The sequence below is a fragment of the Xanthomonas sp. BRIP62411 genome, from assembly GCF_003993525.1.
Lineage (GTDB): Bacteria > Pseudomonadota > Gammaproteobacteria > Xanthomonadales > Xanthomonadaceae > Xanthomonas > Xanthomonas euroxanthea.
Window position 1 is genome coordinate 100,960 of sequence record NZ_QEZI01000002.1, and the last position, 26,259, is coordinate 127,218.

Here is a 26,259-nt window from a genome sequence, read left to right on the forward strand (position 1 = left end):
CCTCCCGGAGAGGTGCTCGCGGCTGTCCTTCTCCCCTCCCGGAGAGGTGCTCGCGGCTGTCCTCCTCCCCTCCCGGAGAGGTGCTCGTGGCCCTCCTTCTCCCCTCCCGGAGAGGTGCTCGCGGCTGTCCTTCTCCCCCCCCGGAGAGGTGCTCGTCGCTGTCCTTCTCCCTCCGGGAGAAGGTGCCCGAAGGGCGGATGAGGGCCCGCGCGAAGCCTCGTGCCTACTTCGGCTGCAGTCGCAGCGTGTAGCGGGTAGCGGTCGGCAGGAAGGGGGTCGGCCGGCCGTGCACCCAATCCTCGTGCCCCGCGCCCCAGAACGGCGACAACGGATGTCCGCTCTGGCCGCCCGGCATGTGCACGATGCCGTCCTGCTCGTGGCCGGGCGACACCACCATGCGTTCGGAGGCGCCGAAGGCCGGGCCTTGCACGCGCGGCATGTCGCGATCGCCGGGCAGCTGGTCGGGCGGCATGCACAGCCAGCGCTTGGCGAGCGCTGGCAATGCCCGCGCGATCGGGTGACAGATGGCAGCGGTGTTGCGTTCGCCCCAGCTGCGTTCACTCAAGGGGCTATCCGGCGAGGCGCCGTCCTGCGTAGCGAGCTCCGCCTGCGCGTTGCGTGCCGCTTCGGCAAGCAACTGGTCCCAGTTCGCATAGGTCGGCGGCAGCAGATGCGCCGGGCGTTGCTGCAGCAATGGCCAGACGATGCCTTCCAGTTGCGCGCGACGCGGCGGTAAAAAGTCCTTGCCAAGCGCGGCTTTTGCCGGGGCCAGCAGGCCGGCTTCCACTGCGTCGATGGTCATGCCGCGAAAGCCGCGCACGATGCGATAGCTGGCCGAGCGGGTGGAGGCGTGCCCATCCCACTGCCGTGTGGCGGCTTCGATCTGCTGCAAGGCCGGGTCCTGGCTGTGTTCGACCACGCTGCGCAACAACTGCCACCAGCGCGTGAGCAGCACGGCGCGATCGTCGAGCTGGATGGCGAGCAGATCCAGTTCGTTGAAACGCTGCCTGGCGAACAAGTCGTCACGGATCTGCTGCGCTCGCGCGCCCAGGTCGTAGCCGGCATTGCCGAGCGTGGCCAATTGCTGCGCATCGACGACGCGGCTGTTGGCGGTCCAGAGCCGGTGCGAGGGGGGATCGATCAGCGCAGGGGCGTCGTCGCTGCGCACCGGCCAGGGCAGGCAGCCGGTCGGCGCGAGTGCCGAGGCTGTGGTGACCGCAGCCGACGGCAATGCCGCGTCCGCGTGCTGCGCCGAACCCGCCAGTTCGGCGATGCCGCTCGGGCCACACCCGGCATTGCGCACCGGGCGCGCGCCGATCAACCGCCAGGCGATGCGCCCGCTGCGATCGGCCAGCAACAGATTCTGTGCCGGAATGCCCGAACGATCCGCCACGGTAAAGGCGGCCTGCAGATCGGCCGCGGTGCTCATCTGCGCAAAGTCCAGGCGGATCGCGCCGGGCAGCTGCGCGGCCCAGCGCAGCGCGAGCACGCTGCCATCGGGGTTGTCGTGCAGGATCGGTCCCCACGCACTCTCGCGGACCGCAAAACGCACCGGTGCGGCGCCGGCCACGCGAATCGTTTCGACATGGGTGGTGAGCGCCTGCGGATGGCCCGGCGTGGCCGGCGCAATCCGCGCAAAGTCGGCGGTGTCGATATAGCTGTTGGTGAAGGCCCAGGCCACATGCCCATTGCTGCCGACGACCACCGCCGGCAAACCGGGCAGGGTGAAGCCGGTGACATCCACCTTGCCGTCGGGCGCGCCGGTGTCCGGGTAACGCAGGCGTGCACGGAACCAGATGTTGGGCGCGCGCAGGCCCAAGTGCATGTCGTCGGCGACGATGGCGCGGCCGTCGCTGGTGAGGCTGCCGTCCACGGCGAAGTTGTTGCTGCCCGGTGTCGGCGGCTCGGCGCCTGCCGCGGCGGCCGGATGCGGCAGGCGGCGCAGGTCCAGTGCGGCGGCGTCGGGCAGCACGGCATCGCCTTGCGCGGCGCCGAGCAGCGGGGCATCCCAGCTGGAACCTTGATGATCGAGCAAAGCCGCCAGCGCCGCCGGCACCACCGCGCGGATGCGTGCGGCTGCCAGTTCGGTCTGGTTGTCGTTGTCCTGCAGGTCGGCATACATCGCCATGCCGGTGAGGATGGAGTCGTCCAGCGTCCACGGCCGCGGCGTCTGCCGCAGCAACAGGTACGGCCACGGGCGCACGCGCAGGGCGGCCAGCCCGGCATTGACGCCCTCGGTATAGGCCTGCAGCGCCGCGCGCTGGCTACCGACGGCGATATCCAGGCTGGCCTGCACGCGGGCGCGCAGCCGGTGCACGCGATTGCGCTTGTCCAGGTCCAGCGCCGCGGCGCCGAACAGCTCGGACAACTCGCCGGCCGGTGCACGGCGCATCAGGTCCATCTCGAAGTAGCGCTCCTGCGCATGCACATAGCCGAGTGCGCGCATGGCATCGACCTGGCTGGCCGCATCGATGGTGACCACGCCACGCCGGTCGCGTTGCACGCTGACCGGTGCCGCCAGGCCCGTCAGTGCGCTGTTGCCGTCCAGCTGCGGCAGGCTGCCACGCATCAGCAGGTACACGGCCAACAGGGCCGCCACGGCCAATACCACGATTGCCAGCAGCAGCCGGCCCAGCCATTTGCGCATTGTTGTCGGGTCCTTGAGTTCGGTCACAGTGTGGCCGCCGGTCATGACCGTGGCGGGTCCGGCCGCAAGCGCAACTGAAAGTGATTCCGATTAGATCATTGCCCGGCGGGTTAGGGCACCATGCGCGCATTGCGTTGCTGGAGCACATCATGAAAGGCCATCCCGAAGTCGTCGACTACCTCAAACAGCTGCTGCGCGGCGAACTGGCGGCACGCGACCAGTATTTCCTGCACTCGCGCCGTTACGAGGACCAGGGCCTGATGGCGCTGTACGAGCGCATCAATCACGAAATGGAAGAGGAGACCGAGCACGCCGACGCGTTGCTGCGGCGCATCCTGTTCCTGGAAGGCGACCCGGACATGCGGCCGGCCGAGTTTGCGCCCGGCAAGACCGTGGTCGAAATGCTCGAGCGCGATCTGGTCGTGGAATACGAAGTCCGCGCCAATCTCGCCGCCGGCATGAAGCTGTGCGAAGAGCACGGCGATTACGTCAGCCGCGACATCCTGCTCAAGCAGCTGCAGGACACCGAGGAAGACCACGCCTGGTGGCTGGAGCAGCAGCTCGGCCTGATCAAGCGCATCGGTCTGGAGCTGTATCAGACCTCGAAGATCGACAAGGGGCATGTCGCCGGCTGAGCCCGGTGACCGGCGCTGCGCAGCCGCTGAGCGGGCGCAGCGCAGGTATGCAGTCGCGGGTGCCGGGTTGTGCTGTGCATTGCCATCGCCGCGTGGTCTGGGCCGGCTGCCGGCTGTCTACTGCAGCATGCCGCCTGGCGCGTCACACCGTTCGGCAACACCGCTGCGTGGCGCAATGCCGCGCGGTTGGTGATCGGCTCGCAAGGCGCCGATCGTGCGGCGCATGCGGCGGCCGACTGCCGTGAATGCATGGTCCGGCTACGACGGAGCGTTTGCCAGGGACAATCAGCTGCGCTGCAGGCGATACACGCCGGTCGACAGGGCCGTGACGCCGTTGGCACGGAAGCGCGGCTCCTGGTCGAGGATGTCGCGGTGTTCCAGTTGCTGCACCTGCCATTGCGTGCCGAACAGGGCGTGCACCTCGGCAGCGTCCACCGAAAACGGCGGGCCGGCCTTTTCGGCCTGCGGATAGTCCAGGGTGATCAACAGGCCGCGGCATCCCGCAGGCAGCTGCGCGTACACGCTGTGCAGATAGCGTTGGCGCAGGCCGGCAGGTAGGGCGATCAACGCGGCGCGGTCGTAGACGGCGCTGCAATCGGCCAGCACGCCTGGCTCCAGTGCAAATGCGTCGCCGCAGATGATTTCGATCGGGCCGGCGATGAAGTGCTCGCCCGCGCGGCTGGTGTGTCGCTGCGGTTGCAGGCCGGCGTCATCGAAGAAGTGCGTCACCGCCAGCGGCGACAGCTCCACACCAAGCACGCGATGGCCTTGTGCGGCCAACCAGTGCAGGTCCAGCGTCTTGCCGCACAACGGCACCAGTACGCGGGCAGCCGTCGGCAATTGCAAGGCCGGCCAATGTTTTTGCAGCAGCGGCATCACCTCGTCCTGATGGAAGCCGGTCTGGCCGTTCTGCCAGCGTTGCAACCAGAATGCTGTGTCCATGATGGTGTCTTGTCGGTTTGCGTTGACGAGTGACGTGTTGTCGGAATGACAGTGGCACTGCAGATCGAAATGAGCCGCTCAGACCATACCGCACCGCCGCGCGACATTTACTGCGCTTACCATGCACACCGACCCTCTCGACTGGTCCTTGCCCGCCCCGCACCGCGGGACCTTACGCGGCATGGATGCCGAGTAAGAGCTTACAAGGACGTACTTGCGGCGTGTCCTGCGATGGTGGGCGGACAAGGGCACTGCAGCCAAGCCGCAGATCAGCCGCTCCACAACCGACGCATCCGCATCGTTCGGTTACTCTCAAGGCGATGCAGAGCTTGAGCCTCAGCGTAGCCTCGCGGTTTCAAACCAACCCGGCCGATGGCGCGATGCCTTAAGGCCGGCAGCGTCCAGCTGGCGGTAGTCTTGTGGGTCGCCCAAGACCGCACGGCCAACGCGCCATCGCGCGGCGCGTCAGCGAATCACCGTTGCACTCCAACCGGTCCACCTTCTGCCGCGCCTCAGTAAATCGAGGCAGCGGCAGCGTCGAACGCGCGCGTCGGTGAACAGCCGTTACTGCACTTCCAACCCGTCCACCTTTTGCCAGCCACGCGGCAACAACGCCCCGCGACTCGCGCGCGCGCCCACATACACATCCAGATCCTTGAACGACAGGCTCATGGTGCGTGCGCCGCTGCGCACCAGCAGCGTGTTGCCCGGTGCCACCGCCACCACCGCGACCACGCGCTCGGTGCCAAGCTTGGCCTTGGGGATGTCGATGATCTTGTTGCCTTTGCCCTTGTCCAGTTCGGGCACATCGCTGGCCGTCACCGCCAGCAGATTGCCGGCGCTGGTGACGGCCACGATGCGGTCGCTCTGCGGGTTGGTCACCTGCGCAGGCGTCAGCACATGCGCGCCGGTGGTCAGGTTGAGCATCGCCTTGCCGGCCTTGTTGCGACCGGTGAGGTTTTCGAAGCGGGTGACGAAGCCGTAGCCATGCGAGGACGCCAGCACGAAGCGGGTGGCGTTGTCGGCACTGGCCATGACCTGGAATGCCGCGCCCGAGGCCGGCGAGAAACGGCCGGTCAACGGTTCGCCGTTGCCGCGTGCCGAGGGCAGGGTGTGCACCGCAGTCGAATAGGCACGGCCTTCCGAATCCAGGAACGCCACCTGATGCGTGCTGCGGCTGCGCACCGCCGCCAGCAGGCTGTCGCCTTCGCGATACGACATGCCGGCCGGATCGACCTCGTGGCCCTTGGCCGCGCGTACCCAGCCCTTTTCCGACAGCACCACGGTCATCGGTTCGCTGGCGACCATCTCGGTTTCATCGATCGCCTGGGCGGCGCCACGCTGCACCAGCGGCGAGCGACGCGCGTCGCCGAACTTCTTGGCGTCGGCGGTCAGTTCGTCCTTGATCAGCTTCTTCAGCTTGGTCTTGCTTTCCAGGATGGCCAGGATCTGTGCGCGTTCCTTGGCCAGTGCTTCCTGCTCGCCGCGGATCTTCATTTCTTCCAGGCGCGCCAGCTGGCGCAGCTTGGTTTCCAGGATGTATTCGGCCTGCTCTTCGCTGAGCGCGAAGCGCGCGATCAGGACCGGCTTGGGCTCGTCCTCGCTGCGGACGATACGGATCACTTCATCCAGGTTGAGGAAGGCGATCAACAAGCCTTCCAACAGGTGCAGGCGGCGCTCGACCTTCTGCAGGCGATGGTTGAGGCGGCGGGTGACGGTGTCGCTGCGGAAGGTCAGCCACTCGCTCAGCAACTGGCGCAGGTTCTTCACCTGCGGGCGGCCGTCCAGGCCGATCACGTTGAGGTTGACGCGGTAACTGCGCTCAAGATCGGTGGTGACGAACAGATGGCCCATCAACTGTTCGGCGTCGACACGGTTGGAGCGCGGCACCAGCACCACCCGCACCGGGCTGGTGTGGTCGGACTCGTCGCGGATGTCTTCCAGCCACGGCAGCTTCTTGGCGCGCATCTGCTGGGCGATCTGCTCGATCACCTTGGACGGCGAGACCTGGTACGGCAGCGCGTCGATGACGATGTTGGCGTGTTCTTTCTTGTAGGTGGCACGTGCGCGCACGCTGCCGTGGCCGGTCTCGTAGATTGCGCGCAGGTCGGCCACCGGGGTGATGATTTCGGCGGTGGTCGGGTAGTCCGGGCCGAGCACGTGTTCGCACAGTTCGGCAACCGTGGCATCGGGATTGTCGAGCAGGCGCAGCAGCGCGCTGACGATCTCGTTGAGGTTGTGCGGCGGCACATCGGTGGCCATGCCGACGGCAATGCCGGTGGTGCCGTTGAGCAACAGGTGCGGCAGGCGCGCCGGCAGCCAGGTCGGCTCCTCCAGCGTGCCGTCGAAGTTGGGCGCCCAATCGGTGGTGCCCTGGCTGATCTCGCCCAGCAGCACCTCGGCGATCGGGGTCAGCTTGGATTCGGTGTAACGCATCGCCGCGAACGACTTGGGGTCGTCGGTAGAGCCGAAGTTGCCCTGGCCCTCGATCAGCGGGTAACGGTAGGAGAACGGCTGCGCCATCAGCACCAGCGCTTCGTAGCAGGCGCTGTCGCCGTGCGGATGGTACTTACCGATCACATCGCCCACGGTACGCGCGGATTTCTTCGGCTTGGCCGCGGCATTCAGGCCCAGCTCGCTCATCGCGAAGATGATGCGCCGCTGCACCGGCTTCAGGCCGTCACCCAGGAACGGCAGGGCGCGGTCGAGCACCACGTACATCGAATAGTCGAGATAGGCGCGTTCGGCGTACTCGCGCAGCGGCAGCTGCTCGAAGCCGTGGAAGGTGGGGCGGGTCAGATCGGTCATGTAAAGCCAGGTCCTACGAAAGAGGAGCCCGCGCCGTGGCGCGCGCTCGAAGAGCGCCGATTATCCGGATGCGGCGGGGGATGCCAAGCCGCGCGCATGCGTGCCGGCCAGATAACGCGTGGGTGGGGCGCCGAAATGGCGGTGAAACACACTGACGAAGGCGCTGGGGCTGCTGTATCCGAGCTGGTCGGCGACCTGGGCGACCGGGCTGCCCTGGCTGAGCCGCCGCAGTGCTTCCGCCAGCCGCGCCTGCTGCCGCCATTGCGCGAAACTCAACCCGGTCTCGCTGCGGAAATGCCTGCTCAGGCTGCGCGCCGACAGCCCGCCCCAGTCGGCCCAGGCGTTCAGCGGGCGCGGGTCGGCCGGCGTCTCCAGCAACTGCCGGGCGATGCGCAGCAGCCGGCGGTCGGCCGGCATCGGCAGGTGCAGGTGGTCGATCTGCACCTGCCGCAGTTCGTCCAGCAGCACCGCGGCCAGGCGTTGCCGCGCGGGGTCCAATGGCTGACCCAGGGGCCAGTCGGCTGCGCGCATGATCACCTCGCGGGCGAGTGCAGTCAGGCAGATCACCCCGCCTTGCGCGGGCAGCGCAGCGCAGGCATCCGGCCGGACCACCACGCCCCAGCCGCGCAGCGGCCCGGCCAGCTCCACGGTGTGCTGCTGCCCGGGCGGCATCCAGCCGGCGCAGCCCGGCGGCAGCGACAGGGTTCCCTGCTCGGTATGCACCGTCAGCACGCCGTGCTCCACGTACATCAATTGCCCGCGGACATGGGCGTGCTGGACGGCCTCCGGCGCCCATACCGCGCGCAGATTGGCCAAGAACGCGATCACCTCCGGTCCGTCGGCCCATTCGAAGCTGTCCCGCACACCGGGCGGCAGCGCATCGACCGTGGTTGGCGGTTTTTCGACAGTCATTGGCGCAATTGTATTACCAGGCCAGACATGTAGCCGCGTAAGGTGGCGATCCTTGCTGGCGGTTTAATTCCTTCCGGGATATTTGCGTTGACAAATATATTTTTCGGAAGAAAATAGCCCGCCATGAATGACCTCTCCACCACCTCGCCGTCGTTCGGGCTGCTGTTGCGCCAGGTGCGTGACGCGCTGATGCGCCAGCTCGATGCCGAAATGAAGGGCGAGCTGCCGGACTTCGGCTTCAGCCACTACGTCGGCCTGAAGATCCTGGCGGTGCGCTCGCCCTGCACGGCCAACGAACTGGCGCTGGCGCTGGACCAGACCCCGAGCGCGGTCACCCGCCTGCTCGACAAGCTCGAAGCGCTCGGTGCGGTGCGACGCGAGCCGCATGCGCAGGACCGGCGTGCGCTGCAGATCGTCATGACCGAACAGGGCGTGGCGCTGTGGGAGCGCCTGAAGCTGCGCGGCGAACGCGCCATCGAGCATGGCCTGCGCGATCTGGCCCCGCCCGAGCGCGAGCAACTCACCTCTCTCCTCATCCGTGTCCGCGATGCACTCAACTCATGAACGCTGCTAGTTCCCCGATTCAGATGCTGCGCCTGCGCTCCACGCAGCTTGCGCGGCCGCTCGTCCTCACTGCGCTGACGCTGGCGCTGGCCGCCTGCGCCAGCAGCCGCGGGCTTGCCCCGCAGGGCACCGTGCTGGAGCCGGGCGCGCTGCATGCCGAGCGCACCCTCGCCCAGGCCAACCTGAGCCCTGCCGCCTGGCCGACCAGCGACTGGTGGCGCGCCTTGGGCGATGCGCAATTGAATGCGCTGATTGCCGAAGGCCTGCAGCACAGCCCCAGCCTGGCCGCGGCCGACGCACGCCTGCGCCAGGCGCAGGCACGCATCGGTACCGCCCAGGCCGATCGCGGCCCCAGCCTGTCGGTCTCCGGCGGCTACACCGGCCTGCAATTGCCCGAATCGATGGTGGGCGAGGAGCGCGGCGGCAGCTATGCCGGCAGCGCGCAGGTGGTGCTGGACTTCCGCTACGGCGTGGACCTGTGGGGCGGCAAGCGCGCCACCTGGGAAGCGGCGGTGGACCAGGCGCATGCGGCCGACGTGGATGCACAGGCGGCACGCCTGAACCTGTCGGCGGCGATCGCCGAGGCCTATGCGCAGCTCGACTATGCATGGCGCCTGCACGACGTGGCCAACGATGAATTGACCCGCGCGCAGAAGACCCTGGACCTCACCCGGCAACGCCGCAGCGCCGGCATCGACAGCGATCTGCAGGTGCGCCAGGCGCAGGCCCGCGTGCCGTCGGCGCAGCAGCAGCTGCAGTCGGCGCAGCAGCAGATCGACCAGGCGCGCAACGCGCTGGCCGCCCTGGTCGGGCAGGGCCCGGATCGCGGGCTGGAGATCGCGCGCCCGACGCTGGGCGCGGCCATCGCCGCGCAGTTGCCCAGCAACCTGCCGGCCGACCTGCTGGGCCGCCGTCCCGATGTGGTCGCCGCGCGCTGGCGCGTGGAGGCGGCCAATCAGGACATCGCCGCGGCCAAGACCCGCTTCTACCCCAGCTTCAACATCACTGCACTGGGCGGGGTGGTGAATCGCGACGTCGGCCAGTTGCTGGAAAGCGCCTCGGTACTCGGCGTGGTTGCGCCGGCGCTGAGCCTGCCGATCTTCGATGGCGGCAAGCTGCGCGCCAATCTGGCCGGCAGCGATGCGCAGTATGACCTGGCGGTGGCCGATTACAACCAGAAGGTGATCGACGCCCTGCGCGAGGTGGCCGACCAGGTCAACGCGGTGCGTTCGCTGGAGCAGCGCACACGCGCGCAGGACGACGCCGTGCAGACCGTGTCGGCTGCCTTCGCGCTTGCCCAACAGCGCTACCACGCCGGCATCGGCAGCTATCTGGAAGTGCTCAGCGTGCAGGAGCAATTGCTCACCGCGCGCGAGCGCATGGCCAGCCTGCAATCGCAACAACTGTTGGCCTCGGTGAGGTTGCAGCGTGCCCTGGGCGGCGGATTCACGCCGGAACCTGCACGCGATACCGCACACGCCGAGACCACTTCCGCACAACCGAATTCCTGAGACAGCGACGATGAGCCAGACGACTCCAACTTCTTCCCAACCTGCGCCGGCCGCGCCCAGCAAGCGCCGCGCGGCGCTGCGCATCGTGGCCATTGTGGTGATCCTGGCGATCATCGGTCTTGTGGTGTGGTACTTCCTGGTCGGCCGCTGGCACGAAGACACCGACGACGCCTACGTGCAGGGCAACCAGGTGCAGATCACCCCGATGGTCGGCGGCACCGTGGTCAGCATCGGCGCCGAAGACGGCATGCGCGTGGAGCGCGGCCAGTTGCTGGTGCAGCTGGACCCGGCCGACACCGCGGTCGCGTTGCAGCAGGCCGAGGCCAACCTGGCCAAGACCGTGCGCCAGGTGCGTGGTCTGTACCGCAGTGTGGAAGGCGCGCAGGCCGACCTGTCTTCGCGCGAGGTGTCCCTGCGCAGCGCACGTGCCGACTTCGCACGCCGCAAGGATCTGGCCGCCAGCGGCGCGATCTCCAGCGAAGAACTGGCGCATGCCCGCGAAGAGCTGGCCGCTGCCGAAGCGGCAGTGAGCGGTTCGCGCGAGAGCTTTGAACGCAACCGCGCGCTGGTGGACGATAGCGCGGTGGCCAACCAGCCCGACGTGCAGACCGCCGCCGCACAGCTGCGCCAGGCCTATCTCAACCATGCCCGCACCGGGGTGATTGCGCCGGTGTCCGGTTACGTGGCGCGCCGTTCGGCGCAGCTGGGCCAGCGCGTGCAGCCCGGCAGCGTGCTGATGGCGGTGGTGCCGCTGGAACAGGTGTGGGTGGAAGCCAACTTCAAGGAAACCCAGCTCAAGCACATGCGCCTGGGCCAGGAAGTGGAACTGCATTCGGATCTGTACGGCGGCGGCGTGAACTACACCGGCCGCATCGAGAGCCTGGGCCTGGGCACCGGCAGCGCGTTCTCGCTGTTGCCGGCGCAAAACGCCAGCGGCAACTGGATCAAGATCGTGCAGCGCGTGCCGGTGCGCATCGCGGTGGATGCCAAGCAACTGGCCGGCAATCCGCTGCGCATCGGCTTGTCGATGAAGGTCGACGTCAACCTGCACGACCAGCAGGGCAGCGTGCTGCCGACCAAGTTCGCCAATGGCGCGGTGTTCTCCACCGACGTGTATGCGCAGCAGTTGCAGGCCGCCGACGCGGACATCCAACGCATCATCCAGGACAACCTGCCTGCGCAGGCTGCGTCCAAGGCGGGCTGAGCCAGCATGTCCTCGCAAGCTCCCACCGCGCCAGGCGGTCCCTCGGCACCCGCGCCCGCCGCCGGCTTTCGCCCGGCGAGTGTGGCGCTGTGCACCGTGGGCCTGGCGATGGCCTCGTTCATGCAGGTGCTGGACACCACCATCGCCAACGTCTCGTTGCCGACCATCGCCGGCAATCTCGGCGCCAGCTCGCAGCAGGCGACCTGGGTCATCACCTCGTTCGCGGTCAGCACCGCGATCGCCCTGCCGCTGACCGGCTGGCTGAGCCGCCGCTTCGGCGAGACCAAGCTGTTCGTGTGGTCGACGCTGGCCTTCACCATTGCCTCGTTGCTGTGCGGCCTGGCCCAGAGCATGGGCATGCTGGTGGTGTCGCGCGCGCTGCAGGGCTTTGTTGCCGGGCCGATGTACCCGATCACCCAGAGCCTGCTGGTGTCGATCTACCCGCGCGAAAAACGCGGGCAGGCGCTCGCCCTGCTGGCGATGATCACCGTGGTGGCACCGATCGCCGGGCCGATCCTGGGCGGCTGGATCACCGACAACTACAGCTGGGAATGGATCTTCCTGATCAACGTGCCGCTGGGCATCATCGCCAGCAGCATCGTCGGCTCGCAGCTGCGGCATCGTCCCGAGCAGCTGGAAAAGCCGCGCATGGACTACATCGGCCTGATCCTGCTGGTGGTCGGCGTCGGTGCGCTGCAGCTGGTGCTGGACCTGGGCAACGACGAGGACTGGTTCTCCTCCGACAAGATCGTGGTGCTGGCCTGCGTTGCCGCGGTAGCGCTGGTGGTGTTCGTGATCTGGGAACTTACCGACAAGGACCCCATCGTCGATCTCAAGCTGTTCCGGCACCGCAACTTCCGTGCCGGCACGCTGGCGATGGTGGTGGCGTATGCGGCGTTCTTCAGCGTGAGCCTGCTGATCCCGCAATGGCTGCAACGCGACATGGGCTACACCGCGATCTGGGCCGGCCTTGCCACCGCGCCGATCGGCATCCTGCCGGTGTTGATGACGCCGTTCGTGGGCAAGTACGCGCTGCGGTTCGACCTGCGCATGCTCGCCACCGTTGCCTTCATCTTCCTGTCGTTCACCAGCTTCCTGCGCTCCAACTTCAACCTGCAGGTGGACTTCGGCCATGTGGCCACGGTCCAGTTGGTGATGGGCGTGGGCGTGGCCCTGTTCTTCATGCCGGTGCTGCAGATTCTGCTCTCGGACCTGGACGGTCGCGAGATCGCGGCAGGTTCCGGCCTGGCCACCTTCCTGCGCACCCTCGGCGGCAGTTTTGCCGCATCGTTGACCACCTATCTGTGGGCACGCCGCACCCAGGTGCACCACGCGCACATCACCGAACACATTTCGGTGTACACCCCGGGCATGCAGGAGCAGGTCACCGCGATGGGGCAGGGCGACCTGCAACGCGGCGCGGCCTCGCTCAACAACATGATCAATCACCAGGCCTCGCAGATGGGCTTCAACGACATCTTCTACCTGCTCGGCTGGACCTTCCTGGCGATCATCTTCTTCCTGTGGCTGGCCAAGCCGCCGTTCGGTGCAGGTGCGGGCGGCGCAGCGGCGGCCGGGGGGCATTAGGCGCCGGCTGACAAGGCGCTTGGCCGTTCTGACATCGGCTAAGACAACGACCTCACGTCGGTCCAGTGCAGAGCGAATGATCTGCGACTTGGCTGCGGGGCCCTTGCCCGCCCACCATCGCAGGAGACGCCGCAAGTACGTCCGTGTAGGCGCTTACGCGGCATCCATGCCGCGTAAGGTCCCGCGACGGTGGGCGGGCAACGACCAGCCGGGATGGTCGGTGTGCGTAGCGCTTTGCAAAGCAACCAGCAAACCGTTTGGAGCGGTGAGGGCGCTGCAGCCTTGATCGACGCAGATGCGGCGATTCGTGTGTTCGCGCTCAACGTGTTGCTGTTTCCGGCGTCCCGCAATGCGCTGGACAGCCTTGCCGAGGCGTATGAGGCAAGCGGAGATCTCGCCCGTTCGAGCGCCATCCGGCAGCGCATCAAGGGCATGCCCGCCCCGCCAGGGAAACAATGATCCGACCGAGGGCGTGAGGCCTCAGCTGTTTGTTACTGGTTGCAGCTTGACTGCGCGGTTTGGTGGTGCGTCGCCGTTGTCAGACTTCTGTTCGGCATGCTCGGCGTCATGGCGCGGCGTGTCGTCCTGCAGGGGCGCGAGCAGTTGCAGCCGCTTGCCCTGGTGGCGGAACTCAAGCGCGTCCTGTAACTGACGCAGTGCTTGCACCTGGGTGCACAGCGCGTTGGCGTTGGCCTCGATGGTGAACGCCTGGGCGTCCAGCCTTGCATCCAGTTGGCCCTCCATCTGTTGGGCGCGTTTGTCGATTCCGTCCGAACGCCCGGTGACGATCTGCCAGAGCATGTGGCGCGCGATGCTGCCCTTGAACTGCTCGGCTTCGTGTTCGACGTAATTTGCGAAGTTGCCGCCGAAGGCCTTCTGCTCCCAACGCCCCTTGCCCAGGGTGCCGTCGACATACGCGCGTGCGCGTTTGCGCAGCCGTTCGATCTTGCGGGCGTTGAGCGCACTGCCTGTCATGACCTCGATGACACCGCCGAGTGCGTCGTAACTGAGGTCGATTACCTGATGTGCAATGCCGGCAACCTGCGGCATCAGTGCGCGGGTGCGCTGTTCCATCTCCCAGAGGCGTCGTGCATCGGCCGTGCTGGTCTGCTGCAGCTTGTGGTCGATGCTCAGTTCGCCGCCGTGGAAGAAAATTTCGCGTGGCCAATCGCTGTCGCGGTAAAGCCAGATGCCGCCGCTGTCGGCGAGCACGTTGAATGGTGTGCCGAGACCGCATTGCTGCGAAGACACCTGCGCGCGATGGCGCGGGGCATCCTGTTTGTCGGTCTGCTGTGCCTGTGCATGCAGACTGGCAACGGCCGGCAGCAGGGCAAGCCAGAGGAGGATGCGCATGGGGCGTGCTGCCGTCGTGGAGGCGTCGAACATGGTCGCCACAGCCGCAACACGTGGTCGCGTGTCGAAAGTCACGCGCGGCGCACGCTTGCAGCGCAGCCGATCGGCATGCGCGCCACCACCGACAGCCCATCGTCCCATCGCATGGTCCAGACGCAAAAAACCCCGCCTGAGCGGGGTTTTTTACGATCTACCGTGAGTCGTGGTGCCCAGGAGAGGACTCGAACCTCCACGAAGTTGCCCCCGCTAGCACCTGAAGCTAGTGCGTCTACCAATTCCGCCACCTGGGCGACTCAGGAGGAGAATTGTGCAAGTTACGCGCGACGCTGTCAACGCATCTGGCACAAATTCTTCGTGGTGGCGGGTGCCTGCCGGCCACGGGAGAAGACGGCGCGGCAGACACGCGCACTGCATGCCCGCCGCGGCACGCGATCACGGCAGCTGCGCCGCCTGCAAGGTGACCTCCGCACTCTGCACCGGTTCGCCTGCCGAACGCGCCAGCTGCACGCGATAGGTGCCGGCGGCAATCGTCCAGTGGCGTGCCTTGGCATCGAAGTCGGCCAGCGTCTTGGGTTCGGCGATCACCTGCACGTTGCGCTTTTCGCCCGGCTTGAGCGTGAGCTTCTGCCAGCCGATCAGGCGCAGCGGGGTGGCGTGGCCGTCGGGCAGGGTGACGTAGAGCTGCGGCACGGCGGCGCCTTCGCGCGGGCCGATGTTTTCCACCTCGAAGTTTGCCGTGAGCTGGCTGCCGTTGGCGTCCACGCGCAGCCCGCCCATGCGGAACTGGGTGTACGACAGGCCATGGCCAAACGGGTAGCGCGGGGTCAGCTTGCGCGCGGCGAACCATTTGTAGCCGACGTTGGCGCCTTCGATGGCGTAGTCGATCGTGTCTTCGCCCGGCTTGGCCGGCTTGAAGCCCAGGCCCGGAATCGACGGGCGCGGCAGCTGCGATTCGTCCACCGGCCAGGTCACCGGCAGATGGCCGGAGGGATTGACCTTGCCGGTCAGCAGGTTGGCGATCGCCTCGCCGCCGCCGATGCCCGGATACCACGCCTGCAGCACCGCCGGCACGCGCTCGGCCCAGGGCATGCGTACCGGGCCGTTGGTTTCCAGCACCACGGTGGTCCTGGGGTTGGCCCTGGCCACCGCCTCGATCAGGGCATCCTGGTTGTCGGGCAATTGCATGTCCGGCAGGTCCACCGATTCGGCCGACCACTGGGTGGCGAACACGATCGCCACATCGGCGGCCTTGGCCGCACGTGCCGCGGCAGCGCGATCCTTGCCGTCGACATAATCGATCTGCACGTTCGGCAACGCGGCGCGCAGTGCCTGCAGCGGCGAGGACGGGTGGATGATCACCGGGCCCGGCCAGGTGGTCGGGGTGATGCCGGGCACGGCGTTGCCGCCGTTGATGGTGTAGTCCACCCGCGAGGAACCGCCGCCGGACATCACGCCCTTGTCGGCGTAGCCACCGATCACCGCGATGCGGCGCACGTCCGTGGACAGCGGCAAGGTGGCCTGCTCGTTACGCAGCAGCACGCTGCCTTCTTCGGCAACATGCTGCGCCGACAGCAGCCCGGCCTTGCCATCGATCGGCTGGCGCTGGGTGGGATGATCGAACGCGCCATGCGCGAACAGGCTGCGCAGCACGCGCCTGACCATGTCGTCGAAACGCGCGCGCGGCACCACGCCGGCCGACACCGCCATGCGCAACGGCGCGTCGAAGAACACCGCCGCATCGAACACTTCGCCGGCCGATTGCTGATCCAGTCCGGCCAGGGCCGCCTTGGAGCCGCTGTGCACGCCACCCCAGTCGGACATCACATAGCCGGGGTATTTCCATTCCTGCTTGAGCACCTGGTTGAGCAGGTAATCGTGCTCGCAGCCGTAGATGCCGTTGATCTTGTTGTAGGAGCACATCACCGAGGCGGGGTCGCCGATCTTCAGCGCAATCTCGAACGCCAGCAGATCCGATTCGTGCATCGCCTGCTCGCCGATCTCCGCGCTATGGAAATTGCGGCGCGTCTCCATGTCGTTGAGCGCGTAGTGCTTCATCGTCGACAGCACGTGCTCGCTCTGCACGCCGCGGATCGACTCGCCGACCATGGTGCCGGCCAGCAGCGGGTCTTCGCCGGCATATTCGAAATTGCGCCCGTTGCGCGGGTCGCGCTGCAGGTTGACGCTGCCGGCCAGCAGCACATTGAAGCCCTGTTGCCAGGATTCGCGGCCCATGGTCTTGCCGCCGGCATACGCCAGCTGCGGATTCCAGCTTGATGCCGTGGACGGGCCGGACGGCATGGCGGTGGCGAAGTCGCCCTTGCGGATGCCGCCGGGATTGGTCACGCCCACGCCGGCATCAGCCAGTTGCTGCGCCGGGACGCCCAGGCGCGGGATGCCGGGGACATAGCCGGCCGAGCCCAGCGCGCCTTCGGGCTTGGGAATCTTGTCGGTGCCCAGGCCGAAGTAGCTGCGCAGCATCTGGAATTTTTCGTCTTCGCTCATCTGCGCGAGCAGGCGGTCGGCACGCTGGTCCGCGGTCAGGGCGGTGTCCATCCACGGCTGCGCTGCAGCGGCGGTCTGTGCGCCGAGCGGGGCGGCAAACGCGACGCTGGCGCCAACGGCGATGGCGAGCGCGAGACGGCGTGGCCGGGAATTTGTAAACGGTTTCATATCGGGATGTGGCACGAGTGGTCCTTGTGGTGCGGTTGCAATCAGGGGAGGGCAGCGCACTGCCCGTGTTCGAAGGGCGCGCGTGCGCGCCGAGGTGTTGGCCGGAGTCGGTGCCGCGTCAGAACTGCGTCTGCGCGGTGCGTAACACCGGATACAGGCGGTAGCGCTCGTCCCAGGAGGCGTGCAGGCGAGCGAAAAATTCCAGGCGTGCCTTCGGGTCGGCCGCGAAGGCCGCGTCGCTGGCCAGGCGCTGTTCGAATTGCGCCTTCACTGCCGGATCGCGTTCGAGCATGTCGCGCGCGACCTCTTCGGCCACGTAATCCTCCATGTATTCCTTGCGCTCGAATGCGGTGTTGAACTGGCCCCATTGCAGCAGCGAATCCGGCGCCTGCGGTTCCAGCATCGCCATCACCAGGCGCGACCTGGGCTGGGCGATCGGCACGAACAAGGAGCCGGCCGGCACGGTGCGGGTGTCATCGCGCCACTGCCCGGTGATTGCCAGGTTCTGGTGGCCCTCGTTGGAGCGCGCGGCAAACGTGGCGGTGTCGGCACGGAAGCTCTGTACCGGATGGGGGCCGGCGGTGGCGATGGTGTCGAAGGCGATGCCATGCAGGCGCAGTTTCTCCGCCACCAGGGCCGCTTGCGCGGCAGGCACCAGGTAGCCGCCGCGTGGCGCATCGACCACCACGTCGGGCTTGATCTGGTCGCGTAACGGCACCTTCCAGATCTGTGGCCTGGTCTCGTCGTAGCGCGTCATCAACGCGCCGGAAATCGGCGAGGGCGTGCGCGTGTAGGCGTAGCCACGGAAGGCCACGGTGCGTGCGGCGGGGCCGGCAGCGAAGCTCAACGGCTCCATCTCGCCAGCCAATTTGGTTGCACGCTGATCGGCCGCCAGTGCATCGGCGCGCCATCTGGCACCGTTGCGCGCGGCCTGCTGCAGCACCGACACGATCGCGTTGCGGGTGACGCGCACACGTACCGGGTAGGTCTTCCACGAATGCGTTTCCACCAGCATGCCGAAGCGGTTGCGCAGCAGGAAATAGCCATGCGAAAAACGCGGCGGCGACACGTCGTCGGCAAAGCCTGAGGTCGGGTCGTCCTCGTGCACGAACGAGGGGTAATACGGCAGCGGCAGCGAGCCCTGCTTGGCCAGGTCGGCAATCACCGCATCGCGCCAGCGCGTGCCGTCGCGTTGCAGCGTGGCATCGCCGGCGTGCACGGGCTCCACCTGCACAGACACGTCGTGTTCGAACTTGGCGCCATCGGTGACGTGCAGGTCCACATACATCAGCGGATCCCATTGCTGCACCAGCCGCAGCATCGCCTGCATTTCCGGTGCGTCTGCCTTGAGGTAGTCGCGATTGAGGTTGAGGTTCTGCGCGGTGGTGCGCCAGCCCATCTGTTCGGGGCCGCGCTGATTGGGCCGGTTCCAGGCGCCGAAGCGCTCGTGCCCGTCGACGTTGAACACCGGCACGAACACCCAGACCAGTTTGTCGAGCACGCCTTTGCCGATCTTGCCGTCCAGCAATTCGCGCAGGGCCAGAAACCCCGCGTCCTTGCCGTCGATCTCGCCAGCATGGATGCCGCCTTGCACCAGCACCACCGGCAACGTGCGTTGCGCAGCGCTGCCGGCATCCAGTGCCCCGCTGGTGGAGACGACCAGCGCCTTCATCGGCCGGCCTTCCGGGGTGGTGCCGAATTCGATGCAGCGCACCGCCTGCGGGTAGCGCTGTGCAAAGGCATCGCAGAGTGCGATGACTTCATCGTAGCGTCCGGTTTGCGCGAACCCGCTGCGTTCGGCCTGGGTGGTCAGCGGTTCGGCGGCCAGTGCGGCGGGGCAGGTGGTCAGCAGCAGGCTCAGGGCCAGGCGGGTGAAGCGGGGCATCCAGCGGTCCAGTGTTCCAGGAAAACGTTTGCAATGTAGCCGAGCCGGCGCAGCAGGCCAATCTGCACTGCGTCATGACTTGCGTGTGATCGGCGTGGTTGCGGTGTATCGACGGCGGGGACGGCACGCCTGGGCCGAGTCACTGGCCAGGTGTGCCGCAACGGCAGCCACCCGCCCGCCGGGTCCGCAATCAACGCCTGCCAGGCGCGGCGCTCGACGCATGCAGCGGCGCGCCCGTGGCCTTATCCCATGGTCGCGATGGCGGCCAACCGGCAGCCGCCGGTACGATAGCGCGTGTTTTTTCGCTCGACCGGACTGCCCTTGACCACTTCCACCTTGCCGGGCCCCACTGCCGGTGCGCGGCTGCCGCGCCAGATTCCCTTCATCATCGGCAACGAAGCCTGCGAGCGTTTCAGCTTCTACGGGATGCGCAACATCCTGGTGCAGTTCCTGATCACTTCGCTGCTGTTGCAGGAAGTCAGCGGGCCCGGCCGTGAGGCCGAGGCCAAGCACATCCTGCACAGTTTCATGATCGGGGTGTTTTTCTTCCCGCTGCTCGGCGGTTGGCTGGCCGATCGCTTCTTCGGCAAATACAACACCATTGTGTGGTTCAGCCTGGTGTATTGCGCCGGCCATGCCTGCCTGGCGCTGTTCGAAGGCAACCGCAGCGGATTCTTCCTCGGGCTGGGCTTGATCGCGCTGGGTGCGGGCGGCATCAAGCCGCTGGTGGCCTCGTTCATGGGCGATCAGTTCGACCAATCCAACAAGCACCTGGCCAAGGTGGTGTTCGACGGCTTCTACTGGATCATCAACTTCGGCTCGTTGTTTGCCTCCTTGTTGATCCCGCTGGCGCTGAAGCATCTCGGCCCGGCGTGGGCGTTCGGCATTCCCGGCATCCTGATGTTCGTGGCCACGCTGGTGTTCTGGCTGGGCCGCAGGCGCTATGTGCGGGTGCCGTTGCCGCCGAAGGATCCGCACGGCTTCGGTACGGTGGTGCGCACTGCATTGCTGGCCCAGGCGCCGGGGCAGGGCCGTCCGGGCCTGATGCTGGCAATCGTCTCGGTGCTGCTGGCGCTGGCCTGCGTCGCGCTGGTCGACCAGTTGGGCATCGTCATCTGCCTGTGCATGGCGCTGGTGCTGTTGCTGGCCGGCATCGGTGGCGGCACCTGGTGGCAGCTAGAGCGTGCGCGTGGCGTCCATCCCGATACCGCGGTCGAAGGCGTGCGCGCGCTGCTGCGGGTGCTGGTGATCTTCGCGCTGGTGACGCCGTTCTTCTCGCTGTTCGACCAGAAGGCCTCCACCTGGGTGCTGCAGGGGCGCGAGATGACGATGCCGGCCTGGTTCACCGCCTCGCAGATGCAGGCGCTCAATCCGCTGCTGGTGATGCTGCTGATCCCGTTCAACAATCTGGTGCTGTATCCGCTGCTGCGGCGTGGCGGCTGGGAGCCGACTGCGCTGCGTCGCATGACCTGCGGCATCGCCTTCGGCGGCCTGGCCTGGATCGCGGTCGGTGCCATCCAGATCAGCATGGACGGCGGCGAGCCGATGCATATCGCCTGGCAGATCCTGCCCTATGCGCTGCTGACCTTCGGCGAGGTGCTGGTGTCGGCCACCGGGATCGAGTTCGCCTACAGCCAGGCACCGCCGTCGATGAAGGGCGTGGTGATGAGCTTCTGGTACCTGACCACCACGGTGGGCAATCTATGGGTGCTGCTGTCGAACGTGGCGGTACGCAATGCGACGGTGACCTCCCACATCGCCGATACTGGACTCAGTGAGGCGGCATTTCTGATGTTCTTCTTCGCGGCCTTCGCGTTTCTGGCGGCACTGGCCTTCGGCCTGTACGCGCGCCGGTATCGCATGGTCGACAATTACCGTTCTGCCTGAGGTCCGCATGATTACCCTGATCCTGATCGCCATCACCGGCATCGTCTCGTGGATGGCGTTCAACAACCGCAAGCTGGCCGACCGGCTGGTGCTGTGGCCGCCGGCGCTGGACAAGCACAAGCAGTACGACCGCCTGGTCACCTACGGCTTCATCCATGCCGACCTGGGCCACCTGGTCTTCAACATGATCACACTGTTCTTCTTCGGCCGGGTGATCGAAAACGTGATGACCCAGCTGACCGGCAGCGTGCTGACCTATCCGCTGTTCTATCTGGCGGCGCTGGTGGTCTCGATCCTGCCCAGCTATCTGAAGAACCAGAACAACCCGAACTATCTCAGCCTGGGCGCCTCCGGCGCGGTGTCGGCGGTGTTGTTCGCCTTCATCCTGCTGCAGCCGTGGACCATCATCCTGGTGCTGTTCATTCCGGCGCCGGCGATCATCTACGCGGTGTTCTACGTCGGCTACAGCCTGTGGATGGACCGCCGCGGCGGCGACCGCATCAACCACAGCGCGCACCTGGCCGGTGCCGCGTTCGGCGTGATGTTCATGCTGATCATGGAGCCGCGCGTGCTGCAGGTATTCCTGGAGCAGCTGTCCAACCCGCGCTTCGGCTGATAGCGGCGGGCACACGCGCCGCTGGCCGCAGGCGGGCATGCGCGCTAGGTCGAAGTGGTGGCAATAGCGGGTCGCCTTGGGCGACCGGGCCAGGACCAGCGCCAACGCGCGATGGGTCCTGGCGAGTGATGCGATGCCGGCTCAGGCCGCGTCGCGCTTCTGCCCGTTACCGACGCTGCTGGTGGGCACCGCGCCGTAGGCCTGCTGCAGGCGCTGGTACACCGTGTCGTTGAGCTGCGCGAAGTCGGGGTTGTGGGTGTCGCCCTTGATGGCGAACTGGAACAGGCCTTCCAGCAGCGAGCTATCGCTGTCTGCGCTGTGTCCTGCCGAATCGTTGTGCATGCGGTGACTCCTCGTAGGTAAGGCGAAGGCCTTGGCAGGTCGTACCGCCCCCAGTGGCAACGGGCGCCTTCGGCTGAGCTATCGGCGCGGCGCGAGCGAACTTAAGTGCCTGCTCGGCAGGCTGCGCGGGCAGTCACGGCATCGATTCATTTTCACGCAGGCGCGGCGCCGCGCTGGTCACACTGATCGTCATCGTCACTGCCTCGTGCAGACCACCATGGAGGCAGCGAAAGTGCAGGCAGATCACGATTCCGCGCAGCAGCTTTTCAGCGTAGACACCGATGGACAACATGCCGAGCTGGCCTACCGCCTGGAAGGCGAGCGCATGACCATCACCCACACGCAGGTGCCGGACGCGATCGCCGGCCGCGGCATCGCCGCAGCGCTGGTCGAGGCAGCATTGGCCCATGCACGGCAGCGGGGCTACACGGTCGTGCCTGCCTGCAGCTACGCCGAGGCGTATATCCGGCGGCACCAACAGTTTCAGGATCTGCTGGCCTGAGCGGCGGCGGCGAGTCTTTGCAGATGTATCGAAGGGAGCAGGCGGGAATGGGGCGGTTGTCAGGAGTGAATGCAGTCCGGGGCTTGCTGATGCTGGCGGTGCTGGCGGTGCTGGCAGGCTGTAGCCAGCGCGCGCCGACGACGGCCGAATCGGCAGAGCCGGCCGCCGAGGCGAGCGTTGCGACGGCACCGCCGGCAGAGCCGGTGCTTGTGCAAAGCGGACCGCTGGAAGACGTGATCGAGCACGCGCCCGCCTATATGGTGGGTATCAGTTATCCGCGCGGGCTGGACGCATTTCCCGAACTGAGCGCGCTGATCCGCAGCTATGCGCAGGCAGCGCGTGCCGAACTCATGCAGGCGGTGTCCGGGCTCGGCAACGACAAGCCGGCTGCGCCCTACGAATTGTCGCTGGCGTTCGAGACCGTGTTGCAGACCCCGGACCTGATCGTCGTGTCCGCCGACGGCAGCCGCTACACCGGTGGTGCGCATGGCGAACCGTTGGTGGCGCGCGTCGTCTGGCTGGTCAAGGAGCGCAGGCAATTGACCGCGCAGGCCCTGATTCCGGACCCGGCAGGCTGGGAAGCGATCGGGCGCGAGGTTGCCGTGCAATTGCACAACGCCGCCGCCCAACGCGTGGAAGCCGAGCGTGTGCCGGTCGAAGAGCAGGCCGCGCAAGTGGCCTCGGCCGATCGCATGATTGCCGAAGGCACTGCGGCGCAGGTCGACAACTTTGCCCAGTTCGTGCCGGTGCTCAATGCTGCCGGGCAGATCACCGCGCTTCGGTTCGTGTTTCCGCCGTACCAGGTGGGGCCGTACTCGGATGGCACGCAGACGGCCGAGGTCGCTGCCTCGACGTTGTTGGCGTGGGTCGCGCCGGAATATGTACATCTCTTCGCACGCTGAGGTGTCACCCGGCAGACGATGTGATTGAATGGCTTGGCCATTCAGTAATGTAATCAAACGGGTGATATGAGTAGTTTCGATCCAACCGCACGTCGCGTGGACCACACCTGTGTGCGCTATCCGGCGTTTCCGCGGGAACCGGCCGTCCTGGTGAGGCTGATCAAGCATCTCTACAAGCGGCTGCACACGCAAGGGTGTGTGCGGTTGAAGCCCTATGGCATCAGCCCGCCGGAGTACGAGATTCTGATGATGCTCTACGGCACCCCGGAGCAGGCGATCACGCCCACCGAGGTGGCCGAGGCTGCCAGCGAGAAGCCGGCCAACATCACCCGCCTCACCGATCAGTTGTGCGAGAAGGGATTGATCGCGCGGGGCAGCAGTCCGGACGATCGACGCAAGATCATGCTGACCTTGCAGCCTGCGGGGTTGGCGTTGATCAACAGTCTGCTGCCCGATGCCTGCACGCTGCTCAATGCAGAGACGTCCGGCATCAGCGATGCCGAGCAGGTGCGGCTGGAAAAGCTGTTGAGGAAACTGCTCGACGGCGTGGATTCGGTCGAGCTCTGAGCGCGGCGTTTGCGCTGACTGCAGCAGGTCTTCTGATGGCGACCAACAAAAACGCCGCCCGGATCGCTCCGGGCGGCGTCTTCATTTCACTGCAGTGCGATTACGGCTTGGACTGCGGCGCTTCCGGTGTGGCGCCATCGCCACCTTGCGCGCTCAGGCCGCGCTTCTCGAGCAGCGGCTCGATCTGCGGTGCATGGCCGGCAAAGTTCTGGAACAGCTCCATCGCATCGACGCTGCCGCCGCGCGAGAGCAGGGTCTGACGAAAGCGGTCGCCGTTGGCGCGGCTCAACCCGCCGTGCTGCTTGAACCACTGCTGGGTGTTGGCGTCGAGCACTTCCGACCAGATGTAGGCGTAGTAGCCGGCCGCGTAACCGCCCATGATGTGGCTGAAATACGGGGTCTTATAGCGTGGCGGCACCGGCGCGTAGGCGATGCCGTCCTGCTGCAGGGCCTTGGCCTCGAAGGCCATCACGCCGGCGGCGTCGGGCACCTGGCTGGCGCTGATCTGGTGCCAGTTCTGATCGAGCATGGCCGCACCCAGGTATTCGGTGGTGGCAAAGCCCTGGTTGAACTTGGACGCGGCAATCACCTTGTCCAGCAGGGCCTGCGGCATCGGCGTGCCGTTCTGGTAATGCTTGGCGTAGTTCTTCAGGATCGACGGCTCGTCGGCCCACATCTCGTTGACCTGCGAGGGGAACTCGACGAAGTCGCGCGGCACGCTGGTACCGGAGAAGTACGGGTATTTGACGTCCGAGAACATGCCGTGCAGCGCATGGCCGAACTCATGGAACATGGTGGTCACTTCATCCCAGGTCAGCAGCGTCGGCTGGCCGGCCGGCGGCTTGGGGATGTTGAGGTGGTTGGCGACCACCGGCTTGAAACCGGTCAGCGCCGACTGCGATACGTAGGAGTTCATCCAGGCGCCGCCGCGCTTGGATTCGCGTGCGTACATGTCGGCGATGAAGATCGCCAGCTGCTTGCCGTCGGCGTCGAACACGTCATAGACGGTGATGTCGTCGCGGTAGGTCGGCAGGTCGGTGCGCTGCTTGAAGGTCAGGCCATATTCCTGGTTGGCCGCGTAGAACACGCCGTTTTCCAGCACGTTCTTCAGCTCGAAGTACGGCTTGAGCTGGGATTCGTCGAAGTTGTACTTGGCCTGGCGCACCTTCTCGCTGTAGTAGGCCCAGTCCCAGGCCTCGAGCTTGAAGCTCGGCTTGCGTGCGGCCTTCTGTTCCTTGTCGATCATCGCCTGCAGGTCGGCCGCCTCGCGCTTGGCGTTGGCCACCGCCGCCGGTGCCAGCTTGCCCAGCATCGCGTTGACCGCTTCGGGCGTCTTGGCGGTCTGGTTTTCCAGCGAATAGGCCGCGTAGGTCGGGAAGCCGAGCAGCTTGGCCTTGTCGGCGCGCAGCTTCATGATGCGCGACACCAGCGCGGTGTTGTCGTACTGGCCGCCGTGGCTGCCACGCGACACCGAGGCATCGTAGATCTTCTTGCGCAGTTCGCGATTCTTCAACTGTGTCAGCGGCGGCTGGCCGGTGGTGTTGAGCAGCGCGATCACGTACTTGCCGTCGAGCTTGCGCGCCTTGGCGGCTTCGGCGGCGGCGGCGATCTGTTCCTCGGACAGGCCGTCGAGCTGCTTGACGTCATCGACGACGACGGCAGCGGCATTGACTTCGGCCAGCACGTTCTGGCTGAAGGTGGTGCCCAGGTTGGCCAGCTCGGCATTCATCGCCTTGAGCGTGGTCTTGTCGGCATCGGAGAGCTTGGCGCCGTCGCGGACGAAGTCGCTGTAGTACTTCTCGACCAGGCGCACGCCTTGCGCGTCCAGGCCCAACTGGTTGCGTTGGTCGTACAGCGTCTGGATGCGCGCGAACAGCTTGCCGTTGAGCGAGATCGCGTCACGGTGCGCGGCGAACTTCGCCGAGTAGTCGGCCTGCAGTTTCTTGCGCGCGTCGTTGGTGTCGGCACCGACCAGATTGAAGAACACCGTGGTGGCGCGATCGAGCGTGGCGCCGCTTTTTTCCAGCGCGATGAGGGTGTTGTCGAAGCTCGGCTTGGCTTTCTGGTTGGCGATCTTGTCCACTTCCTTCAACTGCTCGGCCATGCCGGCGTCGAAGGCGGGTGCGAAGTCGCTGTCGGTGATCTTGTCGAACTGCGGGTAGTGCAGCGGCAGCGTGCTGTCTGCGAAGAACGGATTGGCGTGGGTGGCGGCCTGCGTGGTGGCAGGTGCGGCGATGCTGTAGGACGGCATGGCAAGTCCCAGGGAAGCGGCCAGGGCAAAGGCGAGACGGGTGGTCAAGAGGGTTGCTCCAAAGTGCGAACCGCCGAGGCTACCCCAGCCAGGCCGGACAGGCGTGTGACAAAAGGCATGGCTGCAAGGTCTTCGCCTTGCCATCAGGCGGGCGCGAGCAGTGCGGGCCTTGCGGGCCCAGGACCGCTGCCGCCGTGCGTGCGCCGCCGCCGGACGGGCGCTGCCGATACGCGCTGCGGCACGTTTTTCATTCGGCTGCATGCCGGCTGCCCGGCGAGCTGCCGATCTGCCTGCCTGGCCGATGCTGGCCGCTAGCGCGCCGTGCCAGCGGCCGGCCACGGTCGGGATCATCGGGTAGGGCCAGGTGGCTGCGGCAACGGGTCCGTCGAAAACCGCCTTTTTCCCCGGCTGACACGCTTGCGATCGCGATGCCGCGCTGCGGGCCGTTGCGTTACGCTGCCCTGCTTGCACACA

20 protein-coding genes and 1 tRNA gene are annotated in these 26,259 nt (G+C 66.6%); 11 read left to right on the forward strand and 10 right to left on the reverse strand.

Going from position 1 to position 26,259, the window contains the following annotated elements; all coding sequences use genetic code 11:
* Window positions 1-223: 223 nt before the first annotated feature.
* Window positions 224-2,647 (reverse strand): penicillin acylase family protein, encoded by a 2,424-nt coding sequence (locus tag EO139_RS00710; protein ID WP_164739660.1) that lies wholly within the window; start codon window positions 2,645-2,647, stop codon window positions 224-226.
* 149 nt (window positions 2,648-2,796) lie between these two features.
* Here EO139_RS00710 and bfr point away from each other — a divergent pair, with 149 nt between their 5' ends.
* The gene (bfr, locus tag EO139_RS00715; protein WP_039511630.1) at window positions 2,797-3,282 is read left to right on the forward strand and encodes a bacterioferritin; all 486 of its coding nucleotides are present in this window, start codon (window positions 2,797-2,799) and stop codon (window positions 3,280-3,282) included.
* A gap of 285 nt (window positions 3,283-3,567) precedes the next feature.
* Here bfr and EO139_RS00720 read toward each other — a convergent pair whose 3' ends face one another.
* The 3 genes from EO139_RS00720 to EO139_RS00730 all read right to left on the reverse strand — a co-directional run bounded on the left by EO139_RS00720 (window position 3,568) and on the right by EO139_RS00730 (window position 7,944).
* Window positions 3,568-4,224 (reverse strand): thiopurine S-methyltransferase, encoded by a 657-nt coding sequence (locus EO139_RS00720; protein ID WP_126969001.1) that lies wholly within the window; start codon window positions 4,222-4,224, stop codon window positions 3,568-3,570.
* A gap of 564 nt (window positions 4,225-4,788) precedes the next feature.
* The gene (gene parC / locus EO139_RS00725; RefSeq protein WP_104583377.1) at window positions 4,789-7,032 is read right to left on the reverse strand and encodes a DNA topoisomerase IV subunit A; all 2,244 of its coding nucleotides are present in this window, start codon (window positions 7,030-7,032) and stop codon (window positions 4,789-4,791) included.
* A gap of 60 nt (window positions 7,033-7,092) precedes the next feature.
* Window positions 7,093-7,944 carry a helix-turn-helix transcriptional regulator gene (locus tag EO139_RS00730; RefSeq protein ID WP_126969002.1) on the reverse strand — a complete coding sequence of 284 codons (852 nt, stop codon included), beginning with the start codon at window positions 7,942-7,944 and terminating at the stop codon, window positions 7,093-7,095.
* Window positions 7,945-8,067: 123 nt separating this feature from the next.
* On the opposite strand from EO139_RS00730, the gene EO139_RS00735 reads away from it, so the two are divergent.
* The 5 genes from EO139_RS00735 (at window position 8,068) to EO139_RS21330 (ending at window position 13,269) form a co-directional block, all read left to right on the forward strand.
* Entirely contained in the window at window positions 8,068-8,508 is a 441-nt protein-coding gene (locus EO139_RS00735; protein ID WP_104583375.1) for a MarR family transcriptional regulator, read from the forward strand.
* A gap of 23 nt (window positions 8,509-8,531) precedes the next feature.
* Window positions 8,532-10,019 (forward strand): AdeC/AdeK/OprM family multidrug efflux complex outer membrane factor, encoded by a 1,488-nt coding sequence (locus EO139_RS00740; RefSeq protein WP_164739082.1) that lies wholly within the window; start codon window positions 8,532-8,534, stop codon window positions 10,017-10,019.
* Window positions 10,020-10,029: 10 nt separating this feature from the next.
* A complete protein-coding gene (locus tag EO139_RS00745) occupies window positions 10,030-11,223 on the forward strand; it encodes an efflux RND transporter periplasmic adaptor subunit (RefSeq protein WP_104583373.1) in 1,194 nt (397 codons plus the stop codon).
* A gap of 6 nt (window positions 11,224-11,229) precedes the next feature.
* A complete protein-coding gene (locus EO139_RS00750; protein WP_104583372.1) occupies window positions 11,230-12,810 on the forward strand; it encodes a DHA2 family efflux MFS transporter permease subunit in 1,581 nt (526 codons plus the stop codon).
* 222 nt (window positions 12,811-13,032) lie between these two features.
* Entirely contained in the window at window positions 13,033-13,269 is a 237-nt protein-coding gene (locus EO139_RS21330) for a hypothetical protein (protein WP_147421099.1), read from the forward strand.
* Between the two features lie 21 nt (window positions 13,270-13,290).
* Here EO139_RS21330 and EO139_RS00760 read toward each other — a convergent pair whose 3' ends face one another.
* The 4 genes from EO139_RS00760 to EO139_RS00775 all read right to left on the reverse strand — a co-directional run bounded on the left by EO139_RS00760 (window position 13,291) and on the right by EO139_RS00775 (window position 18,718).
* Complete coding sequence (locus EO139_RS00760; RefSeq protein WP_241235882.1) at window positions 13,291-14,196, reverse strand: DUF2884 family protein; 906 nt, start codon at window positions 14,194-14,196, stop codon at window positions 13,291-13,293.
* 170 nt (window positions 14,197-14,366) lie between these two features.
* Window positions 14,367-14,453: transfer RNA gene (locus EO139_RS00765), tRNA-Leu, on the reverse strand.
* 142 nt (window positions 14,454-14,595) lie between these two features.
* Complete coding sequence (locus EO139_RS00770) at window positions 14,596-16,833, reverse strand: glycoside hydrolase family 3 protein (RefSeq protein ID WP_126969004.1); 2,238 nt, start codon at window positions 16,831-16,833, stop codon at window positions 14,596-14,598.
* A 118-nt stretch (window positions 16,834-16,951) separates the two neighbouring features.
* Complete coding sequence (locus tag EO139_RS00775) at window positions 16,952-18,718, reverse strand: M14 family metallopeptidase (protein WP_126969005.1); 1,767 nt, start codon at window positions 18,716-18,718, stop codon at window positions 16,952-16,954.
* 321 nt (window positions 18,719-19,039) lie between these two features.
* On the opposite strand from EO139_RS00775, the gene EO139_RS00780 reads away from it, so the two are divergent.
* Window positions 19,040-20,605, forward strand: coding sequence for an oligopeptide:H+ symporter (locus tag EO139_RS00780; protein ID WP_126969006.1), 1,566 nt, complete (start codon window positions 19,040-19,042; stop codon window positions 20,603-20,605).
* Window positions 20,606-20,612: 7 nt separating this feature from the next.
* Window positions 20,613-21,221, forward strand: coding sequence for a rhomboid family intramembrane serine protease (locus EO139_RS00785; RefSeq protein WP_104532558.1), 609 nt, complete (start codon window positions 20,613-20,615; stop codon window positions 21,219-21,221).
* Window positions 21,222-21,362: 141 nt separating this feature from the next.
* On the opposite strand, the gene EO139_RS00790 is transcribed toward EO139_RS00785, so the two are convergent.
* Window positions 21,363-21,563 carry a hypothetical protein gene (locus EO139_RS00790; RefSeq protein ID WP_104583368.1) on the reverse strand — a complete coding sequence of 67 codons (201 nt, stop codon included), beginning with the start codon at window positions 21,561-21,563 and terminating at the stop codon, window positions 21,363-21,365.
* Window positions 21,564-21,780: 217 nt separating this feature from the next.
* Between EO139_RS00790 and EO139_RS00795 the strand changes: the two genes are divergently transcribed.
* The 3 genes from EO139_RS00795 (at window position 21,781) to EO139_RS00805 (ending at window position 23,534) form a co-directional block, all read left to right on the forward strand.
* On the forward strand, window positions 21,781-22,065 hold the full coding sequence (locus EO139_RS00795) for an N-acetyltransferase (RefSeq protein WP_126969007.1): 285 nt from the start codon (window positions 21,781-21,783) through the stop codon (window positions 22,063-22,065).
* 47 nt (window positions 22,066-22,112) lie between these two features.
* A complete protein-coding gene (locus EO139_RS00800; RefSeq protein ID WP_126969008.1) occupies window positions 22,113-22,967 on the forward strand; it encodes a DUF3298 and DUF4163 domain-containing protein in 855 nt (284 codons plus the stop codon).
* A 66-nt stretch (window positions 22,968-23,033) separates the two neighbouring features.
* A complete protein-coding gene (locus EO139_RS00805; RefSeq protein WP_104583365.1) occupies window positions 23,034-23,534 on the forward strand; it encodes a MarR family transcriptional regulator in 501 nt (166 codons plus the stop codon).
* A gap of 100 nt (window positions 23,535-23,634) precedes the next feature.
* Here EO139_RS00805 and EO139_RS00810 read toward each other — a convergent pair whose 3' ends face one another.
* Window positions 23,635-25,833: a M3 family metallopeptidase gene (locus tag EO139_RS00810; RefSeq protein WP_206513991.1), complete on the reverse strand. Its 2,199-nt coding sequence runs from the start codon at window positions 25,831-25,833 to the stop codon at window positions 23,635-23,637.
* Between the last annotated feature and the right edge of the window lie 426 nt (window positions 25,834-26,259).